Source organism: Paenibacillus sp. WG02 (assembly GCF_055396115.1).
Genome location: NZ_AP036016.1, coordinates 4,844,592 through 4,864,090, shown reverse-complemented (window position 1 = coordinate 4,864,090; position 19,499 = coordinate 4,844,592). Strand labels below are relative to the sequence as shown.

Sequence of the window (19,499 nt, the reverse complement as noted above, 5' to 3'; positions counted from 1 at the left end):
GTTGATAAAAGGTGGGATGAACGTGGAAACGCAGGTGTATCGCCCGACCCATAATGTGCGTTTTGTTACGGCAGCAGCCTTATACGATGGCCATGATGCCTCCATTAACATCATGAGACGCATACTTCAGGCTTCTGGTGTGGAAGTCATTCACTTGGGACATAATCGGTCTGTACATGAGGTCGTGAATGCGGCGATTCAAGAAGATGTGCAGGGCATCGCCATCAGCTCGTATCAGGGCGGCCATGTCGAGTATTTGAAATACATGCATGATTTGTTTCAGCAAGAGGGAGCCGGTCACATCAAGATCTTTGCTGGTGGGGGCGGGGTGATTGTCGCTTCCGAGATCAAGGAATTGTGCGCATACGGCATTGCCAAAGTTTTCTCTCCTGATGATGGACGCGAGCTTGGATTGCAAGGCATGATCAACCATATGATTCGGGAATGCGACTTTCCGACACCGAAGCAGTTGGAGAAAGAGCTGGCATGTTTACTGGACAAAAACTGGGGCGCTATTGCGAAATTGATTACTTTTGCGGAAGAACAGGCCGATAAGAAAGAGTTTGATGCTTCCGCTGCCTTGAAGCAATTGCAAGCGGAAGCGCCAACCATCCCCGTATTAGGCATCACAGGAACAGGTGGAGCGGGTAAGAGCTCATTGACCGACGAATTGGTGCGGCGTTATCTCGAGCAATTCCCTGATCGTTCCATCGCCATTATTTCCATAGACCCTTCCAAGATGAAGACAGGGGGAGCATTGCTGGGGGATCGCATCCGGATGAATGCAATTCATCATTCGCGCGTATATATGCGCAGTATGGCAACACGGGGATCCAAGTCTGAATTAAGTTACGCCACCAAGGAAGCCATCGATGTTGTAAAAGCGGCCGGTTATGATTTTGTCGTGATTGAAACGAGCGGGATCGGACAAGGAGACTCCGGCATCGTCGATCTTTGCGATGTGGCGATGTATGTGATGACAAGTGAATTTGGAGCGGCAACCCAGTTGGAAAAAATCGATATGATCGACTTTGCGGATGTGATCGTCATTAATAAGTTTGAACGCAGGGGATCCGAAGATGCTTTGCGCGACGTACGCAAGCAATATAAGCGCAGTCATCGGTTGTTTGAAGTTCCCGATGAGGAACTGCCGGTATTCGGGACGATTGCGAGCCAATTTAACGACCAGGGAACCAACGTGTTGTTCGCCAATCTGATGAAGATCGTGGAGAAGAAAACCGGCGGCACCTGGCCTACCCAATATGATGACAAGGTTCGGAAAGTGACGAAGAAAAATTTGATTATCTCGCCTGAGCGAACTGGATACTTGGGCGAGATCGTGCAAACGGTCCGGCAATACAAGAGGTTCACGGAAGAACAAGTTGCGATTGCCCGCAAGCTGTTCCAAATGAGGGGAACCAGAATGCTGTTGCAATCGGATAATGGGCAAATGATGTCTGAGGCGGAAACCCAGCAATTTACGGCTAAGCTTGACGAAATGCTCGCCTATTATGAAACCAAGTTCCATCCGGAATGCAAACAGTTGCTGGAAGAGTGGTCGAATTTCCGCGAAGCCTATCAACAGGATCAGTTGGTCACCAAAGTTCGCGATAAGGAAATTTTTACCCATTTATATACCGAATCGCTGTCCGGCAATAAGATTCCGCGGGTCAGTCTGCCGAAATTTGAGGACTCCGGTGAAATCATGCGCTGGCTGATGAAGGAAAACTTGCCTGGTTATTTTCCTTATACGGCGGGCGTATTTCCGTTCAAGCGCACGAATGAAGATCCGAAGCGCCAGTTTGCCGGAGAGGGAACGCCGGATCGCACGAACCGCCGCTTCCATTACCTGTGCCAAAATGATGAAGCCAAGCGATTATCCACAGCCTTTGACAGTGTCACCTTGTATGGGCAAGACCCTGATTATCGTCCCGACATTTATGGGAAAATCGGCAACAGCGGTGTGAGCATATGCACATTGGACGACATGAAGAAGCTGTATGAAGGTTTTGACCTGTGCCATCCTTCCACCAGTGTGTCCATGACCATCAATGGACCGGCACCGATGATTTTGGCGATGTTTATGAATACCGCCATTCATCAGCAGGTCGAAAAATTCGTCGAGAGAAGCGGAAGACAACCGCGTCAAGAAGAATACGAGAGCATCAAAGCGTATACGCTGCAAACGGTGCGCGGCACGGTTCAAGCGGATATCCTCAAAGAAGACCAAGGGCAAAACACTTGCATTTTCTCTACCGAATTTGCGCTAAAAATGATGGGGGATATCCAGCAGTATTTCATTGATCAGAAGGTACGCAACTACTATTCCGTCAGTATCAGCGGCTATCATATTGCCGAAGCGGGAGCTAACCCCATTTCCCAATTAGCCTTTACGCTGACGAACGGCTTTACCTATGTCGAATATTATTTAAGCCGTGGCATGCATATAGATGATTTTGCGCCAAACTTGTCTTTTTTCTTTAGCAACGGTTTAGATCCGGAATATACCGTCATGGGGCGAGTGGCGCGTCGGATTTGGTCTACCGTCATCAAAAATAAGTACGGCGGAAACGAACGAAGCCAAAAGCTGAAGTACCACATTCAAACATCCGGCCGCTCCCTGCATGCTCAAGAGATGGACTTTAATGATATCCGCACAACGTTGCAAGCGTTGATTGCGATATATGACAACTGCAACTCCTTGCATACGAACGCTTATGATGAAGCCGTCACGACGCCGACGGAGAACTCCGTGCGCCGGGCTATGGCCATTCAAATGATCATCAATAAGGAGTTAGGTCTCGCGAAAAACGAAAATCCGCTGCAAGGCTCCTTTATAGTGGATGAGCTAACCGACCTTGTGGAAGAATCCGTTTTGGTTGAATTTCAGCGTATTCACGATCGAGGCGGAGTGCTGGGAGCGATGGAAACCCAATATCAAAGAGGGAAAATTCAAGAGGAATCCCTCTATTATGAACATAAGAAGCATTCCGGAGAGCTGCCTATTATTGGTGTGAACACGTTCATTAATCCGAATGCAGGTGAGACATCGGTTGAAATTGAGCTAGCACGTTCGACGGAAGAAGAAAAGCGAACCCAGATCGATAATCTTCAAGCTTTCTGGTCGAAGCACGAAGTACAAGGTCCTATTGCGCTTGAACGCCTGAAACAGGTTGCCCTTCAAGATGGCAACATTTTCGAAGAACTGATGGAAGCCGTTAAAGTAAATTCCCTTGGACAGATTACCACCGCTTTATATGAAGTAGGGGGACAATATCGCCGAAATATGTAGGTTTCGAGGTGATTGGAATGACTGTGAAAACTTGGGAAGATCATTTGCAAAGAAAAGTCACATTTCCGTTTCCTCCTAACAGGATAATTTCGTTATGTCCATCGATCACAGAAACGTTGTATGCTTTGCAGCTTTCCGACCGGATCGTAGGAAGAACGAGGTATTGCATCCATCCTGCCAATCAAATTCAACAAGCCATCATCGTAGGGGGGACTAAACAAGTCAAAGAGGATGTGATCACGCAACTCAAGCCGGATCTGATCATCGCCGAAAAAGAAGAAAACCCTAAGGAAATGGTCGAGAACCTGGCTAAACATTTTCCGGTCTATGTGACGAATGTAGAGCATTATGATGACGCATTACAGATGATTCGGGATTTAGGGGCTATTTGCTACCGCGAAGAACCGGCTGAAAGCATGGTGAAAGAAATTCGCAAGGAATTTCAACGTCTCCAGCCAATCAATCAGCGGAGAGTGGCTTATGTCATATGGAAAAATCCGTTTATGGTTGCAGGCCAACGCACCTACATTGACTCTATGCTGGAAAAGTCCGGTTTTACAAATGTTTTCAAGGATCGTCCGGAAAGATACCCGATTGTGACGATTGAGGAATTTCAGCGGGCACAACCAGATTTTATCTTTTTATCCTCTGAGCCCTATCCTTTTAAAGACATACACAAGAAAGCATTCGTTGAAAATGTAGCAGGTGCCAAAACAATATTGGTTGACGGAGAGAGTTTCAGCTGGTACGGGACGCACATGATAAAGGCCGCTAACTATGTAAATCTGCTCATTAAAGGGTTAAAACAATGAAAAAGAAGAATCGTTGAAAGCGAAGCGAGGGATAAGACATGTACAACAACAATATTCTGGGGAAATCGTTGGAACGATGGATAGAGGAATTTCCTTTGATAACGCAATTGATTTCCACCGAGGAAGTATTTTGGACCAATCCTCATTACCAACCATTTGAACAATTTGCTGGCGAACTTCCCTTGGAAGAAAAACATGTCCAGGATGCGGAGCAGAGGTTACAACGGTTTGCTCCTTATCTGGCCAAAGCTTTTCCTGAAACAAGACAAATGAATGGGATCATTGAGTCTACTCTCGTGCAAATTCCAGCTATGCAACAACATATGGAGGACAGGTACGGTCACAAAATTCTTGGGCAATTATGGCTCAAGTGCGATAGCCATCTGCCCATTTCAGGATCTATAAAAGCAAGAGGCGGCATTTATGAGGTATTGAAGCATGCTGAAGATTTAGCTATCCAGCATAACATGCTTACCGTTGAAGAGAATTACTCTATCCTGGCTGACCAAGCTTTCAAGGATTTCTTTTCACAATATTCTATCGCCGTAGGATCAACAGGTAATTTAGGGATGAGCATTGGAATTATTAGTGCCGAAATCGGGTTCCATGTAACTGTACATATGTCTGCGGATGCAAAGCAGTGGAAAAAAGATTTACTTAGAAAAAAAGGCGTGGTTGTCGTCGAATATGCATCGGATTACAGCAAGGCCGTAGAAGAAGGACGTAAACAATCGGAACAAGACCCTACTTGTTATTTCATTGATGATGAAAATTCCCAAGATTTATTTTTGGGGTATGCGGTAGCCGCCTCCCGATTAAAGAAACAACTGGAAGACAGGAAGGTCATTGTAAATGAAGACCATCCGCTGTTTGTATATCTCCCATGTGGAGTAGGAGGGGGACCGGGCGGCGTAGCTTTTGGCTTGAAGCTGCTCTATAAGGATCAAGTACATTGCTTTTTCGGTGAGCCTACCCATTCACCAGGTATGCTGCTTGGTTTAATGACGGGCATGCACAATAGAATTTCTGTACAAGATTTTGGGATAGACAACATCACAACTGCTGACGGACTAGCAGTGGGAAGGCCGTCCGGTTTTGTTGGAAAAACCGTCGAAGGTTTATTGAGTGGAATTTATACAGTGAGTGACGATCAGTTGTTTGAACTGTTACGTGCGCTAGTCGATACGGAAAACATTCACCTAGAGCCTTCGGCATTGGCGGGTGCTTATGGCGCCATTCAATTATTCAAGAGCGAAGCCGGGCACAATTATGTGGAAAAGCATGACTTGCGAAAAAAACTAATGAATGCCACACACATCATTTGGGCAACCGGAGGTAGTATGGTTCCTGAAGATATCATGGCATCCTGCTATTCCATGGCCAAATCGTAAGTGTCAATATTTTATTGAGCCATTCAACAGCAGAGAGGGCGGGCGAATTATCAACAGCCTGCCCTTTCTCGCATGGCCTCGATCCCTCTAAGTGTCTGTTTCTGCCAGTGAGCTTGAAGGAAGATTTTCCTGCTCAGCATCCTTTATACCATCATTAGACGATATGACCCTTAATCATGGTCCATTGCACTTGGAATTGTTCATTTAACAAGACAAGATCAGCATCAAGACCCTTGGAGATCCTACCTATTGTATCAAGGCTTAATATTCGTGCAGGTGTGGTTGAGGCCATTTGAACCGCGTCTTTTAAAGAAATGCCGGTTTCTACGGTTAGACGCAGTGCCTCATTCATTGTAACCGTACTGGAGGCTAAAGTCCCATCCTCTAGGCGTGCTACACCTTCGGAAACCGTAACATGATGGCCACCGAATACATAATTCCCATCACCTAGTCCCATGGCTTGTAAAGCATCTGTGATAAGTACCATGCCATCGGGTCCTTTCAAACGATGCATCATTCGAACGATCGCAGGATGCAAATGAATGCCGTCAACAATCGCTTGGAGGCTTACATGTTCTTCTTCAAAAGCGGCTACAACCAGACCGGGATCACGATGATGAATCGGACGCATGCCATTGAAACAATGCGTTACGTGACTTGCTCCGGCTTCAAAGGCTTGCTTGGCTTCCTCGTATGTCGCATCCGAATGCGCAACGGCGATTATGACGCCATTTTCTTTTAGAAAAGAGATGAGCTCCATCCCGCCAGGTAATTCGGGGGCTATGGTAACCATCTTAATCAGTCCATCTGCTTCGTTAAAAATTTCTTTCATTTCAGTAAGATTCGGATGTCGTAAAAAACGTTCATTTTGCATACCTTTACGCTTCGGATTCAGGTAAGGACCCTCTAGATGAAGCCCGGCAATTTTGGCCCCGACTTCATGCCCGATTACACGTTTCACACTACGAATCATGGCTAGTAATTCTTCAATTGTAGAGCTAACAGAGGTAACCAGAAACGAGGTGCAGCCCGTTTCAGAACAAGCCCGCGAAACCTCTTGAATACTCGCTTCACTGCCATCCATCATATCGAACCCGTTAGCACCGTGGATATGCACATCGATCATACCAGGAATCAATAAATGTCCTTGGCCATCCATAAGTTCATATTCGCCCTCCGGAAGAGAAGAAAGACCACTTACTAGCTTTTCGATAATTCCGTTTCTTATCCAAAGTGTGACAGGTAGAACAAGGTCGTCTGGTTGAACCACGTTTACGTTGTGCAAAATTTTAAGACTCATCTTTGTTATCCTCCTCGTATTTGTCTTTCTCCTCACATTGAATAATCGTTATATTTTTATTATGAAGTACTTCTCTTATTTCGATAGGCACCTCTTGATCGGTAATCAAAATATCTACAAAGTCAAAATCTAAACGATAAACCGACTTGCTTGTAAACTTCGTGAAATCAGCCACAACAATGACCTGATCCGATCTGTGGGCCATCTCTTTTTTAACAGAAATATCATCTTCGTTAGGAAAGTAAAGCCCATCGGTTCGTATAGCTGTAGCTCCGATAAATGCCTTATCAGCTCTTAATTCTCTCAGCTTATCAATGACGGAAGGTCCATATAATAAACGATTTTTGGTATGCAAATAGCCCCCTAGCACATAAACTTGCAGATCTTCCCGTCCTGAGAGAATCCCTACAATGTCTATGGAATGTGTGACAGCCGTAATATTTTTAGCTGAAATTTGTTCTGCTACAGACTGTACCGTAGTTGATACGTCTAAAATGACTGTTTCCCGATCTTGAACTAGTTTAGCTGCTAACTTCCCGATTTTTCTTTTACTGGCTGTTTCGTCAATTAAGCGTTCCTGATAGGTGGCTATTTCCTTCTGCAATTGAGGCAGAGCGACGCCTCCATGTGTACGAATAACGATCCCTTCTTGTACTAATTTAACAATATCTCTTCGGGCTGTATCCCTAGATACATCTAGAAGAGAGCAGATATCCATAACACTCATGGCATGGTGTTCATTAATATAGTTGAGTATTTTCAGTAATCGTTCTTCTTGATACATCATCATCACCTCTTATAAGTAAGTTTATCATGATTTTTAAGTATGTTAAAGTAAAAATTAAGTATATGTAAGTATTTAACGTGATTTCCTATATCATTTGGCTAATTGGGAAAAAGTACAAAGTTTTATTCTGTTCATGATTGGTTATAATGCTACGATGACCCTTTGTTTATGCTGGTTTTTCCCAAGTTAGACGAACGAAAGAAGGTACTTTTTTGTGCTAGCATCCCTATATATAGAATTAAATAATATATCTGCCATCGTGCTTCGGTTAGTTATCGCCTTTATCGCAGGTGGATTCATTGGATGGGAAAGAGAAACTTATACCGACTTGCCCATATCTCACCGAGGTTCAATCTTTCGCATGTATGCGTTGGTTTGTTTCGGGTCATGTATGTTTACAGTTGCCGGCATATTCGGTTTTTCTGCCCATGATCCTGATAGAATAGCTGCCCAAGTTGTAACTGGAGTTGGTTTTCTTGGGGCTGGGATCATTTTAAAAGATAAAGTCGGAATTATTCGTGGATTACCTACAGCAGCGGGTATGTGGGTTAGTGCTTCGATTGGTCTAATGATTGGTGCTGGACATTATATTACTGGTTGTGTTGGAACTTTTTTAGCTTTTTTGATCATGGATATACCACATCGGTTTCCAAAACTTTTTTCTTCAATAAATTCAAAAGATGATCCGGATCTAGAATTGCCGGTTGAAAACAACAAATAGACCATATTGACAATGTCAACTATCGATAGTAATATCCAGATGTGATGAATAGGCCCTTGTTATACATAAGCGTTAGAAAAACAAAGAGGATCCGAACCTCTCAAGCTCTCGTTTTTATATGGAGAGCTTTTTTTGTTTTTTAGTATTGAATTCATCTGGTTTTAGGGAGGCAATTATGGAAACTTTATATCGAAACGATGTACTCATTGTTGAGGACGATGACAATATTAGACGTTTTGTGGCGATTAATTTAGACAGAGTTGGATTTAAAGTCACCGAGGCATCTTTAGGAGAGATGGCTTTGAAAAGCCTCGCCATAAGTCGGCCCGATGTTGTAGTTCTGGATATTATGCTACCCGATATGGATGGGTTTGATTTTTGTAAGAAGCTAAGAGATATTGATCCTGATATTGTCATTGTTTTTCTGACTGCGCTTGCGCAAGATTTGGACAAGATCAGAGGGCTTGAGCTTGGTGCTGACGATTACATTGTAAAACCTTTTAATCCGTTAGAGCTTGTAGCAAGAATCAGAACGATATTACGTCGTACCCAGAAGGTGGCGGAACCACAAAGAAAAACACTTCAGTCTGGTTCTATCCGCCTTGATCTGGATGCTAATAAGTTATTTAAACATGACTGTATCATTGAGGTAACACCGAAGGAATATCAAATGGTCAAAACATTCTTGGAAAACCCCGATAAAGCTTTATCCAGAAATGAGCTTCTGAACCTTATTTGGGGAGAAGATTTTGTGGGTGATACCAAAACCGTAGATGTCCATGTTCGAAAACTAAGGGAAAAAATTGAAGATGATGGCTCCAAGCCGAAGTTGATCGAAACGGTTTGGGGACTGGGGTACCGCTGGAGACAGGAGGTTTGAAAGGTTGGGTATTCAAAAAAGATTAGTAGGGAGTTATTTCGTTGTCATTCTAATTACGGTTACCATTCTGGAATTTATTCTAATTGCTTTGGTGAACTATTATTATTTTCATAATGTTGAACGCATTCTGATGAATCAAGCGGAACTTTCCGCTTCTTTCTATCATCAATATTTTGCTGACGAAGATTTAGAGAAGCAATCTGAAAGACTTTTAAGTGGATTTTCTCAAAATTCCGCCGCGCAAGTCCAAATCATAAGTTCATCCGGACAACTTCTTCAGGACTCAACCGGATTTCAAGCAGGTGAGAATATGATCAAATATCAGGATGTGCAAGAGGCGTGCAGTGGAAAAGTCGGAACTTGGAGAGGAAATAACCCGTCCACAAAGGAAGCTATATTAGCAATTTCTTATCCGTTGCAAGCCAAGGATAGTACCGTGGGGGCTGTTAGGTTTGTGACCTCTTTAACAGAAACGGTGAAGACGATTAACCAAGTTTCTGCCATCTTTATTGCAGTTGGACTTCTAGTTGTTGCCATTGTAGCCATTCTCGGTATCGTTCTATCTAGAACGATTACGAGTTCAATCACTGGGCTTAAGCTTGCTGCAGAAAAAATGGCGGAAGGGGACTTTTCCGTAAGAGCTAATAAACGATATCAGGACGAGCTAGGGGCGTTGGCAGATACTTTAAATTCAATGGCAGTTAAGATACAGCAAAACGAACAGTTCAAAAACGATTTCATATCATCGGTCTCCCATGAGCTTCGAACGCCATTAACGTCTATAAAAGGTTGGGTGGTCACCTTACATTCGACTGAGGGTGATGACAAGGACATGCTTAATGACGGACTTGAAATTATCGAGATGGAAACCGACAGGTTAACCCGGATGGTAGATGAATTACTTGATTTTGCTAAATTGGATAACGGACGAATTGCTTTAACCTGCACACCAGTTCAGCTTCATGGATTGCTTCGGCATATAGGAAAACAGCTTGCTCCAAGAGCAGCTCGACAGAGCATTTCATTTGACGTGGAGACTGATGATACACTTCCTGTCATTCAAGCCGACGAAAATCGGTTGAAACAGGTATTAATTAATCTAATAGACAACTCACTAAAATTTACGGGGCCAAATGGAAATATTAAAGTGTATGCTCACTCGGATCAACAACAAGTCATCATTACCGTGGAGGATACGGGTTTGGGAATCGCGGAGCAAGACTTGGCGAATGTATATCAAAAGTTCTACAAAGGCAACCCCCATGCTGCTGGAAGCGGTTTAGGATTATCCATATCCGAACAAATCATCAAATTGCATCACGGACAGTTAAAAATTAACAGCAAGGTAGGAAAAGGAACAAAAGTCGATATCTATCTTCCGAGATAAGGTAGAATTAATTTTAACTTTTTCATAACATTTTATTTCCCTTAAAAATATAAAATAGAGCAGTACAATGACATGCAAGGAGCAGAGAATAGTATGTTTAGTAAATGGATTTGTACAAGTCTCATTGTAACTTCATTATTGTTAATTAGCGGGTGTGGAATACCTTTAACGCCAGTGGATTTAATTAAATCGCCGTCCTCTAAAGTGAATATCCAGAGGGACAATTTCAGTACAATCCTCCGAACTTTACTGCCAGAAGGAGCCCGGCTAATCGTCTCGGATCAAGGGAAGAAGGGCAATGGCATTTCATTTGGAGATGTGGATGGAGACGGCATCGATGAGGCTATGGTTGTTTATGAAGATAACGTCACCAATGACAAGATATTAAAGGCAGCGTTGTTGAAGCAGCATAATGAAGAATGGCGAATCATTTGGGATACAAAGGGTTTCGGTAATGGTTTAGATTACGCGGGACTTTCAGATGTTACTGACGACGGTCGGCCTGAGATCATTCTGGGATGGTCCATGGGCGCGGGAGAAAATGGACTGGATATTTATGAATGGAGAAACAATACATTAAAACTATGGACCAAGCAATGGTATCAAGGACATCTTGAATTGAATAAAATTCCTAAGAAAATGTAAATGGATTTAGAGAGCGAACTTTCTGGCCAATCGTGCAGGTGGATTGCCAAGACTCTCTCGTAGGAGAGAGCTTTTTTTTGTGATTAATGATCGAAATAAAATAAGTTTCACTAGACACGTTTCTTGCGGAGGGTTTTATAATGTGAATCGTAAAATAAAGGGCCGCCCGGATTTTCTACTTCTGTTTTTAACTGTTTTGCTGGTCGGTTTCGGCCTAGTCATGATTTTTAGTGCAAGTTCACCAAAGGCTGTCTTTACACATGAAAGTAGCTGGTATTACTTGTTAAAACAAGGCATATTTGCGGGGATCGGACTTATTTTAATGCTCATTTTTATGAACCTGCCTTTTTCAATTTGGAAAAAAGCTGGACCTGGCTTGATGCTATTCTCGTTGTTATTGCTTGTTTTAGTTTTAATTGTGGGTACGAACATTAACGGAGCTAAAAGATGGTTTGTAGTGGGCGGGTTCAATATACAACCGTCTGAATTCACTAAATTATCCATTATTGTGTATTTATCGGCTTTGATCAGCAAAAAAGGAGAGCAGATCCGATCGTTCAAAAGAGGATTGCTTCCCTTATTGATCATGGTTGGTTTGATTCTATCGCTTGTCATGAAGCAGCCTGATTTCGGTACCGTACTAATCCTGGCTTCTATTGCTGGTACGATCATTATGATCGGCGGAGTCAATTTGCGCCATCTGTTTATGCTTGGTCTGGGACTTGTACCGATTTTTATATACCTTGCGATAAGTCAAAGCTACCGACTCAAGCGAATCCATTCTTTTTTAAATCCATTCGATAACCAGTCCGATTCAGGGTACCAGCTTATTCAGTCCCTTTATGCTTTAGGACATGGGGGCCTTACGGGAACAGGATTAGGAAGAAGTGTTCAGAAGCTCTTTTATTTGCCGAAGCACATACGGATTTTATTTTTGCTGTTATCGGAGAGGAAGTAGGACTTCTCGGTACAACTTTGTTTTTCATTGCTTTCTTTCTTTTTTTCTGGCGAGGATTTACTGCGGCAATTCAAAGTAATGACCCTTTTGGAATGATACTTGGAATGGGAATCGTATCGATGATCGGTATGCAATTCCTGTTGAACCTAGGGGCTGTAACTGGCAGCATACCTGTAACTGGGGTACCGCTTCCCTTTATCAGTTACGGCGGATCGTCATTAATTCTTTGTATGGCAAGTACTGGAATTTTATTAAGTATTTCTCGAGATAATAATCGAAGACGTAAGGAAGAACAGCTCATCCATTGACATCGATCCCCCAAGATTATGACAGAAGAGGGAATGAAATGAATTCCAAGATAACTAGACATAACAATGAAACAACCTATCATTCAGCCGTGATTGGGTGAATATGCTGCGCTCCCTATTCTCAGGTGGACCATCCCAATCTAAAAAAATCCTTTTGCTTGTTATTGCGGGAACCGTACCTGCAGCATTGATCGGTGTGATTTTGGAAAAAACACTGAGGCATCTTTTCAGTAGTGTGACTAGCGCTGCTATATTTCTAATTATCAATGGAATCCTGTTGTATTTTGGAGAAAAGGCTAATTTTTTTAGGTTTATATTTCGAAATTCTTTCTTCCTAATGATTACTGCGAAATGTTGTTAACTCCAGTTTCGATATAACTGTATGACCCGTGCGCAGCACGGTTTTTTATTTTAAAGAAGATGGGGGATCTTCATTACTAATTAGCATGCCGAGCATTGGAATCTTACTAAATATCTCTAGAGAGGGAAGAGCCTCGTGTGATCAAAGAACTGGTACTTAGAGCGAAAAAAATTGATCTTATTATTATCGTTTTATTGTTATGTTTTATGGCTATCAGTACTATAGTGATCTACAGTGCCACGAATAATACAAAATATGCTGGGCTGCCTATGAACAACTTGGTCATGTTCGCCGCCATGTTTGTGCCAATGCTGGTCCTGAGCATGCTTGATTATCGGGATATTGTACGTCACTTATCCTTATATCTATATATATTTGGCATATTGCTTTTAATCTTTGTGATGTTTAAAGGCTTGAACATCAACGGATCTCAGCGATGGATCAATCTTCATTTTATGCAGTTTCAGCCTTCTGAACTGGTAAAAGTATTCGTCATCCTACTGTTAGCCAAGATGCTGGGAAAACGTAAAGGGGAATATCTGCGATTTATTCAAGATATCATTCCTATGATTGTGGTTGTGGGAATACCTTTTCTGTTAGTAATGAAACAGCCGGATATGGGAACATCGATTGTTTTTATCTGTATTTTGATAGGTATGCTTTGGATCGGGAAGATTCGTTTTAAGCATGGACTCATCGGGTTGCTTGTGATTATCGGGATTATTGGAAGTATTATAGCCCTATACTTTGTTGATACAACCTTATTCAATAAAATTGTAAAGCCGTATCAACTTCATAGAATTCAAACTTTTCTGAATCCAGCTAGTGATCCGGACCAGAGTTATCAAGTTGTGAACTCCTTGAGGGCAATAAGTTCGGGAGAATTAATGGGTGAAGGATATCTGCACGGTAAAATGATACAGAGCGGATATATTCCATATGACTATGCAGATTCGATTTATGTGGTCATTGGTGAAGAATTTGGTTTTGTTGGTTCGGCCGTTTTATTATTACTTTACTTTTTTTTAATTTATCGAATGATTCGAATCGCTATGGATTGCGAAGATTTAGCGGGTTCTTATTTGATAATAGGTGTGATATCAATGTTTACTTTGCAAATATTTGAGAATATAGCGATGCATACGGGTCTAATGCCGCTTACAGGAATTGCACTCCCCTTTGTCAGCTATGGAGGAAGTTCTCTTATGACTAATATGTTATCTATGGGTTTGGTTCAAAGTGTATGGATTCATCAATCAAAACCTTTTCATTTTGGGAACGAATAGAGCATCAAATCTGAAGAGCGAAATTGATAGTAAAGGAAAGTAGGTTTGTTTTTTCATGAGGCTTGTATGCATTAACACCTTTATTCCGACAAATATTAGCTCGTTCCGCAGCAGGTGCAGCCTTGCTGGGCTATTGCATCGCATGTACAATTTAATATGCGTATAACAAATTCATCGTCAGACGGCGAGTGAAGCGTGGTTAATGAAAGGTAAATATGGAAAGACTCTCACTAGAGTAAGGTGGGAGTCTTTTCTATCCACATTATAAGTAAAAAAACATCGAATTAGGACCAGTAATAATTCCCGAAAATATGTTAAAAATAGGATTGACACCTCTAGTAGGTGATGTTAATATTGGCTTATAACTAATTCATACTAAACTCATCGGAATTATATGTGAATACGAAAGGGAGTTAACATCATGGAGCATGCTATCACAATTCAAAGCGACGACGTCGAATTGGCCGCAACGTTACATTACCCGACTAATCAATCAGGAGCCGCGCAAGTTGATTGTCAACGTTGGCCGCTTATTATCATCTGTCACGGATTTATTGGCAGTCGGATAGGGGTGGATCGCCTATTTGTGAAAGCAGCTCGTGAGTTTAGCTCGCAAGGATATCTGGTTCTTCGTTTCGATTATGGGGGCTGCGGTGAGAGCACTGGCGAATACGGCGCTGGCGGGCTGGATGTTCTGATTGAACAAACGCGAAGTGTTATTGATTATGCCTCAACGATTGATTGTGTAGATCTTAGTCGTGTGATCTTGGTGGGTCATAGTTTAGGCGGTGCGGCTGCCGTTTTAACTGCGGCGAGAGATAATCGCGTGAAAACACTTGTGCTATGGTCAGCTGTCGCACATCCACACAATGATATTGTAAGAATTGTAGGCAAGAGTGAATACGAGAAACTTCCTATAGGTGGAGCAATCGATCACCATGGCTATGTATTAACAAGTCAATTTTTTGATTCCTTATCTCAGCATCAACCGTTTGAACAACTGCGTAAATTTAACGGAGATGTCCTCGTTGTTCACGGTACTGCCGACGATACGATACCAGTCGATTATGCACCGTTATACCAGAAGATGTTCTGGATGCGTTCAGAGGGTCAATGTGAACTCGAGCTTGTCTATCAAGCAGATCATACTTATTCAACAACAAGCTCAAAAAAAGAACTTTTTGAGAAAACAGGGAATTGGCTGATCTTTATTCAGAAGCAGAAAAAAGATTGGAACGATTGGACAATTTAATGGAAGTGGAGGTAAGAGAATGGCGAAACCACTAGAGTTAGATGATATTTGGGTGGATAGAATTAAACAAATGTTAAACGGGTTGGAATACGGTTCCGTTCAAATCGTCGTTCACGATGGTAAAATAGCTCAAATCGATAAGACAGAGAGAAAACGATACGACGCGTCATCTCATCCGCAATCCCAATTGCAAGCAGTAAAATCAGTCAAACAAACGAGTAAAGGTTAGCATATAGCGTTTCAATATTAAAGTGGTCTACAAGCCCTCTTTCTGCGGAAAGGGGGCTGTTTTCATGGAGCGGAAGCTTTATAATGAGGATGAACAGGCGTAACATTTTGGAGTGAAATGGAAAGTTAATGGAGGGATCTTATGCAGAAGAAGCATTTTATATGGAAAGACTCCATGCAGAATAATAACTATGTATATGAATGGCTGCCTGATGAGACCAGTGAAATAAAAGCGATTGTGCAAATCGCACATGGCATGTCCGAGACAGCCGTTAGGTATGAGAGGCTAGCTGCATTATTAACGAGCCAAGGTTATGCTGTGTATGCAAACGATCATTTGGGGCATGGACGAACAGCAGGAACACCAGAAGCCGTAGGTAAATTTGGCAAAGATTGCTTTCATGGCATGGTTGAAAATATGGGACAGATCACTAACGAGATTCGTAAAAGGTATTCTAATCCTATTCCTGTGTTTGTGATGGGCCATAGTATGGGCTCATTCCTAACGCAGCACTACATGGTATCATATTTAACAAAACATCCGGACCACGTTCAAGGAATTATTTTGTCAGGCACCAATGGGAAACAGGGACCAGCATTACAAGCAGCAATCGCCATTGCTACAGCAGAAGCAGCTATTCGAGGAGATCATCACCGGAGTGAGCTTGTTACGTCTCTATCATTTGGAGCTTTTAATAAAAGATTCGCACCGAACCGAACGCCATTCGATTGGCTAAGTAATGATGCAAGTGAAGTTGATAAGTATGTAGACGATCCTTATTGCGGCGTTACATTTACATCGGGTTATTTCAGAGATTTCTTTCGAGGACTAAAGGAAATTCATCAAGCAAAGCACATCAACCAAATTCGTAAAGATTTGCCGTTATACGTATTCTCAGGTGAAGATGATCCAGTTGGTGGAGGTAAAGGTGTGCGCAAGCTGCTTAGCATGTACGAGGAACTTGGGCTTAAGAATGTTAGCAGTAAGCTCTACCCTCGAGGCAGACATGAAATGTTGAATGAAGTGAATCGAGATGAAGTCATGGATGACATTGCAGCATGGCTGAATGAGCGGGTTGCATCTAGGGGTTAGAATAACGAAGTGAATAAAGAAGGCTGCTCCTCTTTATAGAGAAATCTATGAGTGAGGGGCAGCTTTTGCTTTTTAATGAGAAACAAGGTGAATTAGGCGTTTCTTTGGAGCTGCTGACGAATGCCTTCACGATCGATTTGTATCCAGTATTCTACGATTCGTTCGTTTTCGATGCGATACACAGCGCTGGCGATCTCAATGATGGTTTGTCCAGTTGGCGGAAAGCCGTCGACTTCTCCAATATGAGTGCCGGTCTGTTTCCAACGTACGTAAACACGATCATCCTGTGCAATAAGTTCTTGTACCTCAAGGTGGAAATCACCGTAGGCTGCGATCATTTCCCTAACGTGGTCAGCATAATTGGCTGGTGTGCGCCCAACAGTGGTTTCGTTTTCTGCGGTCATTTGATGAGCAAGCACCTGCTCGGCCATGTATTGAATGGCGGCATCGGGTTGTTTGCCAGAACGAACTTGGTTGAAAAACTGCTGAACGATTTCTGTTGGTGTTTTAGGCATAGGAAATGCTCCTGTCATTATGAATGTATGTTGAGTTTACTGGATAGCCGGGTGGAGTTCAAGCAAAGAATTTGCGGCGATCATGGGCAAATCTAAGTGGGGGTCGATTAAAGTGTATTACAAGAGTATTAATGAGCCATGAATGATTGTTGGTACATCACAAATGCATTAAATGAGCTTTGGATGAGCGATTGGTAATACCGAGTAGATAAAATATGTAGATCCATTGGAGAAAATACAATGAAAACCAACGCGATCTCAGAACATTCATCATTCCATTGGAATTATGCAATAGAATGTCCTCCAATGGCCTATTCCTGAGCCGTTTTCGGGAAAAGCACTGTATTTCATACAGTGGAATTACTTTTTATCCTGTCTTTTAAGATGTTTCATTGGAAAATGTACAATGGAGTGGATTCAGCGATCTAATCTCCCTTTATATTAAAAAAAACCACCCCGATAGCAGGCTGAGCCTAATATCAGGGTGGATAATTTACGAGTAGAGAGGGAGCCTCTACTTCAATAGTTGGCGGAATTCCTCGGTCAGCAGCGGCACGACCTCGAACAGATCGCCGACGATGCCGTAGTCGGCGACTTTGAAGATCGGCGCCTCAGCATCCTTGTTGATGGCGATGATGACGCGCGAAGAGCTCATCCCGGCAAGATGCTGGATGGCGCCGCTAATGCCGCACGCGATGTAGATCTCCGGCGTCACGACCTTGCCGGTCTGGCCGATTTGCATCGCGTACTCGCAGTAGCCCGCGTCGCAGGCTCCGCGGGAAGCCCCGACAGCGCCGCCCAAAACGGCAGCCAGCTCTTCGAGCGGCTGAAAGCCATCGGCGCTGCGCACGCCCCGTCCGCCGGAGACAACGATCTTGGCTTCTGCCAAGTCGATGGTGCCGGACGTTTTCTTGACGACCTCCCTAATGATGCTGCGCAAGGAGGGAGCGGGGTAAGCAACATCGATGACCTCAGCTTGACGCGAAGCGTCAGGCTCGGAGACTGCGATGTTGTTCGGTCTTATCGTGACGACCCATGTGCCATTCGGGTCGGTAAACGCTTTCTTTTCGACGGCTTTGCCAGCGTAAAGCGGTCGCGTGAACTGCACGCTATCCCCGCTGCGCGAGATAGCTGTAACGTCCGAGAGCTGGCCAGCTGCGAGCTTCGCCGCGGCCAGCGGTGCGAGATCTCGGCCAGCTGCCGTGTGGCCGAAGTAGAGTGCGCCTGGCTGGGCGGTATCCGTGACGGCCAGCAAAGCGCTCAAATAGGCTTCCGAGCTGTAGCTCTCCAGCTGGTTGTCTTCGACAACATAGATGGTGTCTGCGCCATATGCCGCAAGCTCACCGGCAAGCGCTTTGCTTCCTGCGCCGCCAATCAAAACGGCGGCGATGGCATCGCCATCAGCAGCGGAAAGCTGCGCTGCGCGTAATGCTTCAAAGGATACTTGCCGCAGCTTGCCGCCGCGTGCTTCTGCAACAACGAGATATGTTTTGCTCATGAATGTAGCCTCCCCTTATTTAGATCACTTTGGATTCACTGCGTAATGCTTGCACGAGTTCGGTAACTTGCTGTGGAAGGTCGCCTTTTAGTATGCGGCCAGCCTTTCGCTCGGGAGGCAAGGTCAAGTCAAGGCGTTCTGTTTTGGCGACAGCAGAATCAGCGCCATCAATATCATCTAGCGATAAGTGCTGGAACGGTTTTTTCTTTGCTTTCATAATGCCAGGAAGTGAAGGGTAGCGCGGCTCGTTCAAGCCTTGCTGTGCCGTGAACAGAGCAGGGAGAGGTACCTCGATCACTTCAATATCGCCTTCTGCATCGCGGTGGGCAACCGCTTTTCCTTCGGAAATTTCCAACTTCGTTATTGAGGCTACATGAGGTAAGCCGAGGAGGGAGGAGAGTCGGATTGCGACTTGCCCAGCCCCATTGTCGACAGAGAAATTACCGCCTAATAGGAGATCGACTGACTGTCCGCGCAAATAGTTGGCCAAAATTTCAGCCACTTCGAACTCATCTCCTTTAATGCGCTCATCGGAGATAAGAACAGCTTCATCAGCCCCCATCGCCAACGCAGTTCGTAGCGCTTCGGCAGTACGTTCGGGACCAACGGAGAGCAGAGTAACCTTGCCGCCCAGCTCATCTCGAATTTGAATAGCTTGCTCAACCGCATATTCATCGTAAGGATTGATGACGAATTTCACGCCATCTTCTTGAACGGCCCCGTTCTTCAGGACGATTTTTTCCTCCGTGTCAAACGTTTGCTTCAACAAAACAAAAATATCCATA

General features: G+C 43.7%; 16 protein-coding genes and 2 pseudogenes. 13 read left to right on the top strand and 5 right to left on the bottom strand.

Features of this window, described 5'->3' with window-relative positions:
- The first annotated feature begins 22 nt into the window (after positions 1-22).
- The 3 genes from icmF to dsdA are packed head-to-tail and all read left to right on the top strand — an operon-like array spanning position 23 to position 5,495.
- Positions 23-3,292, top strand: coding sequence for a fused isobutyryl-CoA mutase/GTPase IcmF (gene icmF / locus ACBP55_RS22105; RefSeq protein ID WP_464644993.1), 3,270 nt, complete (start codon positions 23-25; stop codon positions 3,290-3,292).
- A 17-nt stretch (positions 3,293-3,309) separates the two neighbouring features.
- A complete protein-coding gene (locus ACBP55_RS22100) occupies positions 3,310-4,104 on the top strand; it encodes a helical backbone metal receptor (protein WP_464644992.1) in 795 nt (264 codons plus the stop codon).
- A gap of 38 nt (positions 4,105-4,142) precedes the next feature.
- Positions 4,143-5,495, top strand: coding sequence for a D-serine ammonia-lyase (dsdA, locus tag ACBP55_RS22095; protein ID WP_464644991.1), 1,353 nt, complete (start codon positions 4,143-4,145; stop codon positions 5,493-5,495).
- A gap of 154 nt (positions 5,496-5,649) precedes the next feature.
- Here dsdA and nagA read toward each other — a convergent pair whose 3' ends face one another.
- Positions 5,650-6,795: an N-acetylglucosamine-6-phosphate deacetylase gene (gene nagA / locus ACBP55_RS22090; protein ID WP_464644989.1), complete on the bottom strand. Its 1,146-nt coding sequence runs from the start codon at positions 6,793-6,795 to the stop codon at positions 5,650-5,652.
- Positions 6,785-7,585 (bottom strand): DeoR/GlpR family DNA-binding transcription regulator, encoded by an 801-nt coding sequence (locus ACBP55_RS22085; protein WP_464644987.1) that lies wholly within the window; start codon positions 7,583-7,585, stop codon positions 6,785-6,787. Before ACBP55_RS22085 ends, nagA begins: the two co-directional genes overlap by 11 nt.
- A 211-nt stretch (positions 7,586-7,796) precedes the next feature.
- Here ACBP55_RS22085 and ACBP55_RS22080 point away from each other — a divergent pair, with 211 nt between their 5' ends.
- The 10 genes and pseudogenes from ACBP55_RS22080 to ACBP55_RS22035 all read left to right on the top strand — a co-directional run bounded on the left by ACBP55_RS22080 (position 7,797) and on the right by ACBP55_RS22035 (position 16,701).
- The gene (locus ACBP55_RS22080) at positions 7,797-8,303 is read left to right on the top strand and encodes an MgtC/SapB family protein (protein WP_464644985.1); all 507 of its coding nucleotides are present in this window, start codon (positions 7,797-7,799) and stop codon (positions 8,301-8,303) included.
- A gap of 175 nt (positions 8,304-8,478) precedes the next feature.
- A complete protein-coding gene (locus ACBP55_RS22075; RefSeq protein WP_464644983.1) occupies positions 8,479-9,183 on the top strand; it encodes a response regulator transcription factor in 705 nt (234 codons plus the stop codon).
- A gap of 4 nt (positions 9,184-9,187) precedes the next feature.
- Positions 9,188-10,570 (top strand): sensor histidine kinase, encoded by a 1,383-nt coding sequence (locus tag ACBP55_RS22070; RefSeq protein ID WP_464644981.1) that lies wholly within the window; start codon positions 9,188-9,190, stop codon positions 10,568-10,570.
- Positions 10,571-10,663: 93 nt separating this feature from the next.
- On the top strand, positions 10,664-11,215 hold the full coding sequence (locus tag ACBP55_RS22065; protein ID WP_464644979.1) for a hypothetical protein: 552 nt from the start codon (positions 10,664-10,666) through the stop codon (positions 11,213-11,215).
- A 220-nt stretch (positions 11,216-11,435) separates the two neighbouring features.
- Positions 11,436-12,481: pseudogene (gene ftsW / locus ACBP55_RS22060) on the top strand (putative lipid II flippase FtsW).
- 91 nt (positions 12,482-12,572) lie between these two features.
- A pseudogene (locus ACBP55_RS22055) lies at positions 12,573-12,842 on the top strand (undecaprenyl-diphosphate phosphatase); the annotation flags it as partial.
- 137 nt (positions 12,843-12,979) lie between these two features.
- The gene (locus ACBP55_RS22050; RefSeq protein ID WP_464644977.1) at positions 12,980-14,128 is read left to right on the top strand and encodes an FtsW/RodA/SpoVE family cell cycle protein; all 1,149 of its coding nucleotides are present in this window, start codon (positions 12,980-12,982) and stop codon (positions 14,126-14,128) included.
- Positions 14,129-14,549: 421 nt separating this feature from the next.
- A complete protein-coding gene (locus tag ACBP55_RS22045; protein WP_464644975.1) occupies positions 14,550-15,380 on the top strand; it encodes an alpha/beta hydrolase family protein in 831 nt (276 codons plus the stop codon).
- A gap of 19 nt (positions 15,381-15,399) precedes the next feature.
- Complete coding sequence (locus ACBP55_RS22040; protein WP_464644974.1) at positions 15,400-15,609, top strand: YezD family protein; 210 nt, start codon at positions 15,400-15,402, stop codon at positions 15,607-15,609.
- Between the two features lie 141 nt (positions 15,610-15,750).
- Positions 15,751-16,701 carry an alpha/beta fold hydrolase gene (locus tag ACBP55_RS22035; RefSeq protein WP_464644973.1) on the top strand — a complete coding sequence of 317 codons (951 nt, stop codon included), beginning with the start codon at positions 15,751-15,753 and terminating at the stop codon, positions 16,699-16,701.
- A 92-nt stretch (positions 16,702-16,793) separates the two neighbouring features.
- Here ACBP55_RS22035 and ACBP55_RS22030 read toward each other — a convergent pair whose 3' ends face one another.
- The 3 genes from ACBP55_RS22030 to ACBP55_RS22020 form a co-directional block, all read right to left on the bottom strand.
- A complete protein-coding gene (locus ACBP55_RS22030; RefSeq protein ID WP_464644972.1) occupies positions 16,794-17,216 on the bottom strand; it encodes an ester cyclase in 423 nt (140 codons plus the stop codon).
- 514 nt (positions 17,217-17,730) lie between these two features.
- Complete coding sequence (locus ACBP55_RS22025) at positions 17,731-18,714, bottom strand: electron transfer flavoprotein subunit alpha/FixB family protein (RefSeq protein WP_464644970.1); 984 nt, start codon at positions 18,712-18,714, stop codon at positions 17,731-17,733.
- A 19-nt stretch (positions 18,715-18,733) separates the two neighbouring features.
- Positions 18,734-19,498, bottom strand: a complete 765-nt coding sequence (locus ACBP55_RS22020; RefSeq protein WP_464644968.1) for an electron transfer flavoprotein subunit beta/FixA family protein — start codon at positions 19,496-19,498, stop codon at positions 18,734-18,736.
- Between the last annotated feature and the right edge of the window lies 1 nt (position 19,499).

Coding starts and splice junctions, on each gene's coding strand:
- ACBP55_RS22100 (WP_464644992.1), top strand. CDS start 3,310: ATGACTGTGAAAACTTGGGAAGATCATTTGCAAAGAAAAGTCACATTT.
- dsdA (WP_464644991.1), top strand. CDS start 4,143: ATGTACAACAACAATATTCTGGGGAAATCGTTGGAACGATGGATAGAG.
- nagA (WP_464644989.1), bottom strand. CDS start 6,795: ATGAGTCTTAAAATTTTGCACAACGTAAACGTGGTTCAACCAGACGAC.
- ACBP55_RS22085 (WP_464644987.1), bottom strand. CDS start 7,585: ATGATGATGTATCAAGAAGAACGATTACTGAAAATACTCAACTATATT.
- ACBP55_RS22075 (WP_464644983.1), top strand. CDS start 8,479: ATGGAAACTTTATATCGAAACGATGTACTCATTGTTGAGGACGATGAC.
- ACBP55_RS22065 (WP_464644979.1), top strand. CDS start 10,664: ATGTTTAGTAAATGGATTTGTACAAGTCTCATTGTAACTTCATTATTG.
- ACBP55_RS22045 (WP_464644975.1), top strand. CDS start 14,550: ATGGAGCATGCTATCACAATTCAAAGCGACGACGTCGAATTGGCCGCA.
- ACBP55_RS22040 (WP_464644974.1), top strand. CDS start 15,400: ATGGCGAAACCACTAGAGTTAGATGATATTTGGGTGGATAGAATTAAA.
- ACBP55_RS22035 (WP_464644973.1), top strand. CDS start 15,751: ATGCAGAAGAAGCATTTTATATGGAAAGACTCCATGCAGAATAATAAC.
- ACBP55_RS22030 (WP_464644972.1), bottom strand. CDS start 17,216: ATGCCTAAAACACCAACAGAAATCGTTCAGCAGTTTTTCAACCAAGTT.
- ACBP55_RS22025 (WP_464644970.1), bottom strand. CDS start 18,714: ATGAGCAAAACATATCTCGTTGTTGCAGAAGCACGCGGCGGCAAGCTG.
- ACBP55_RS22020 (WP_464644968.1), bottom strand. CDS start 19,498: ATGGATATTTTTGTTTTGTTGAAGCAAACGTTTGACACGGAGGAAAAA.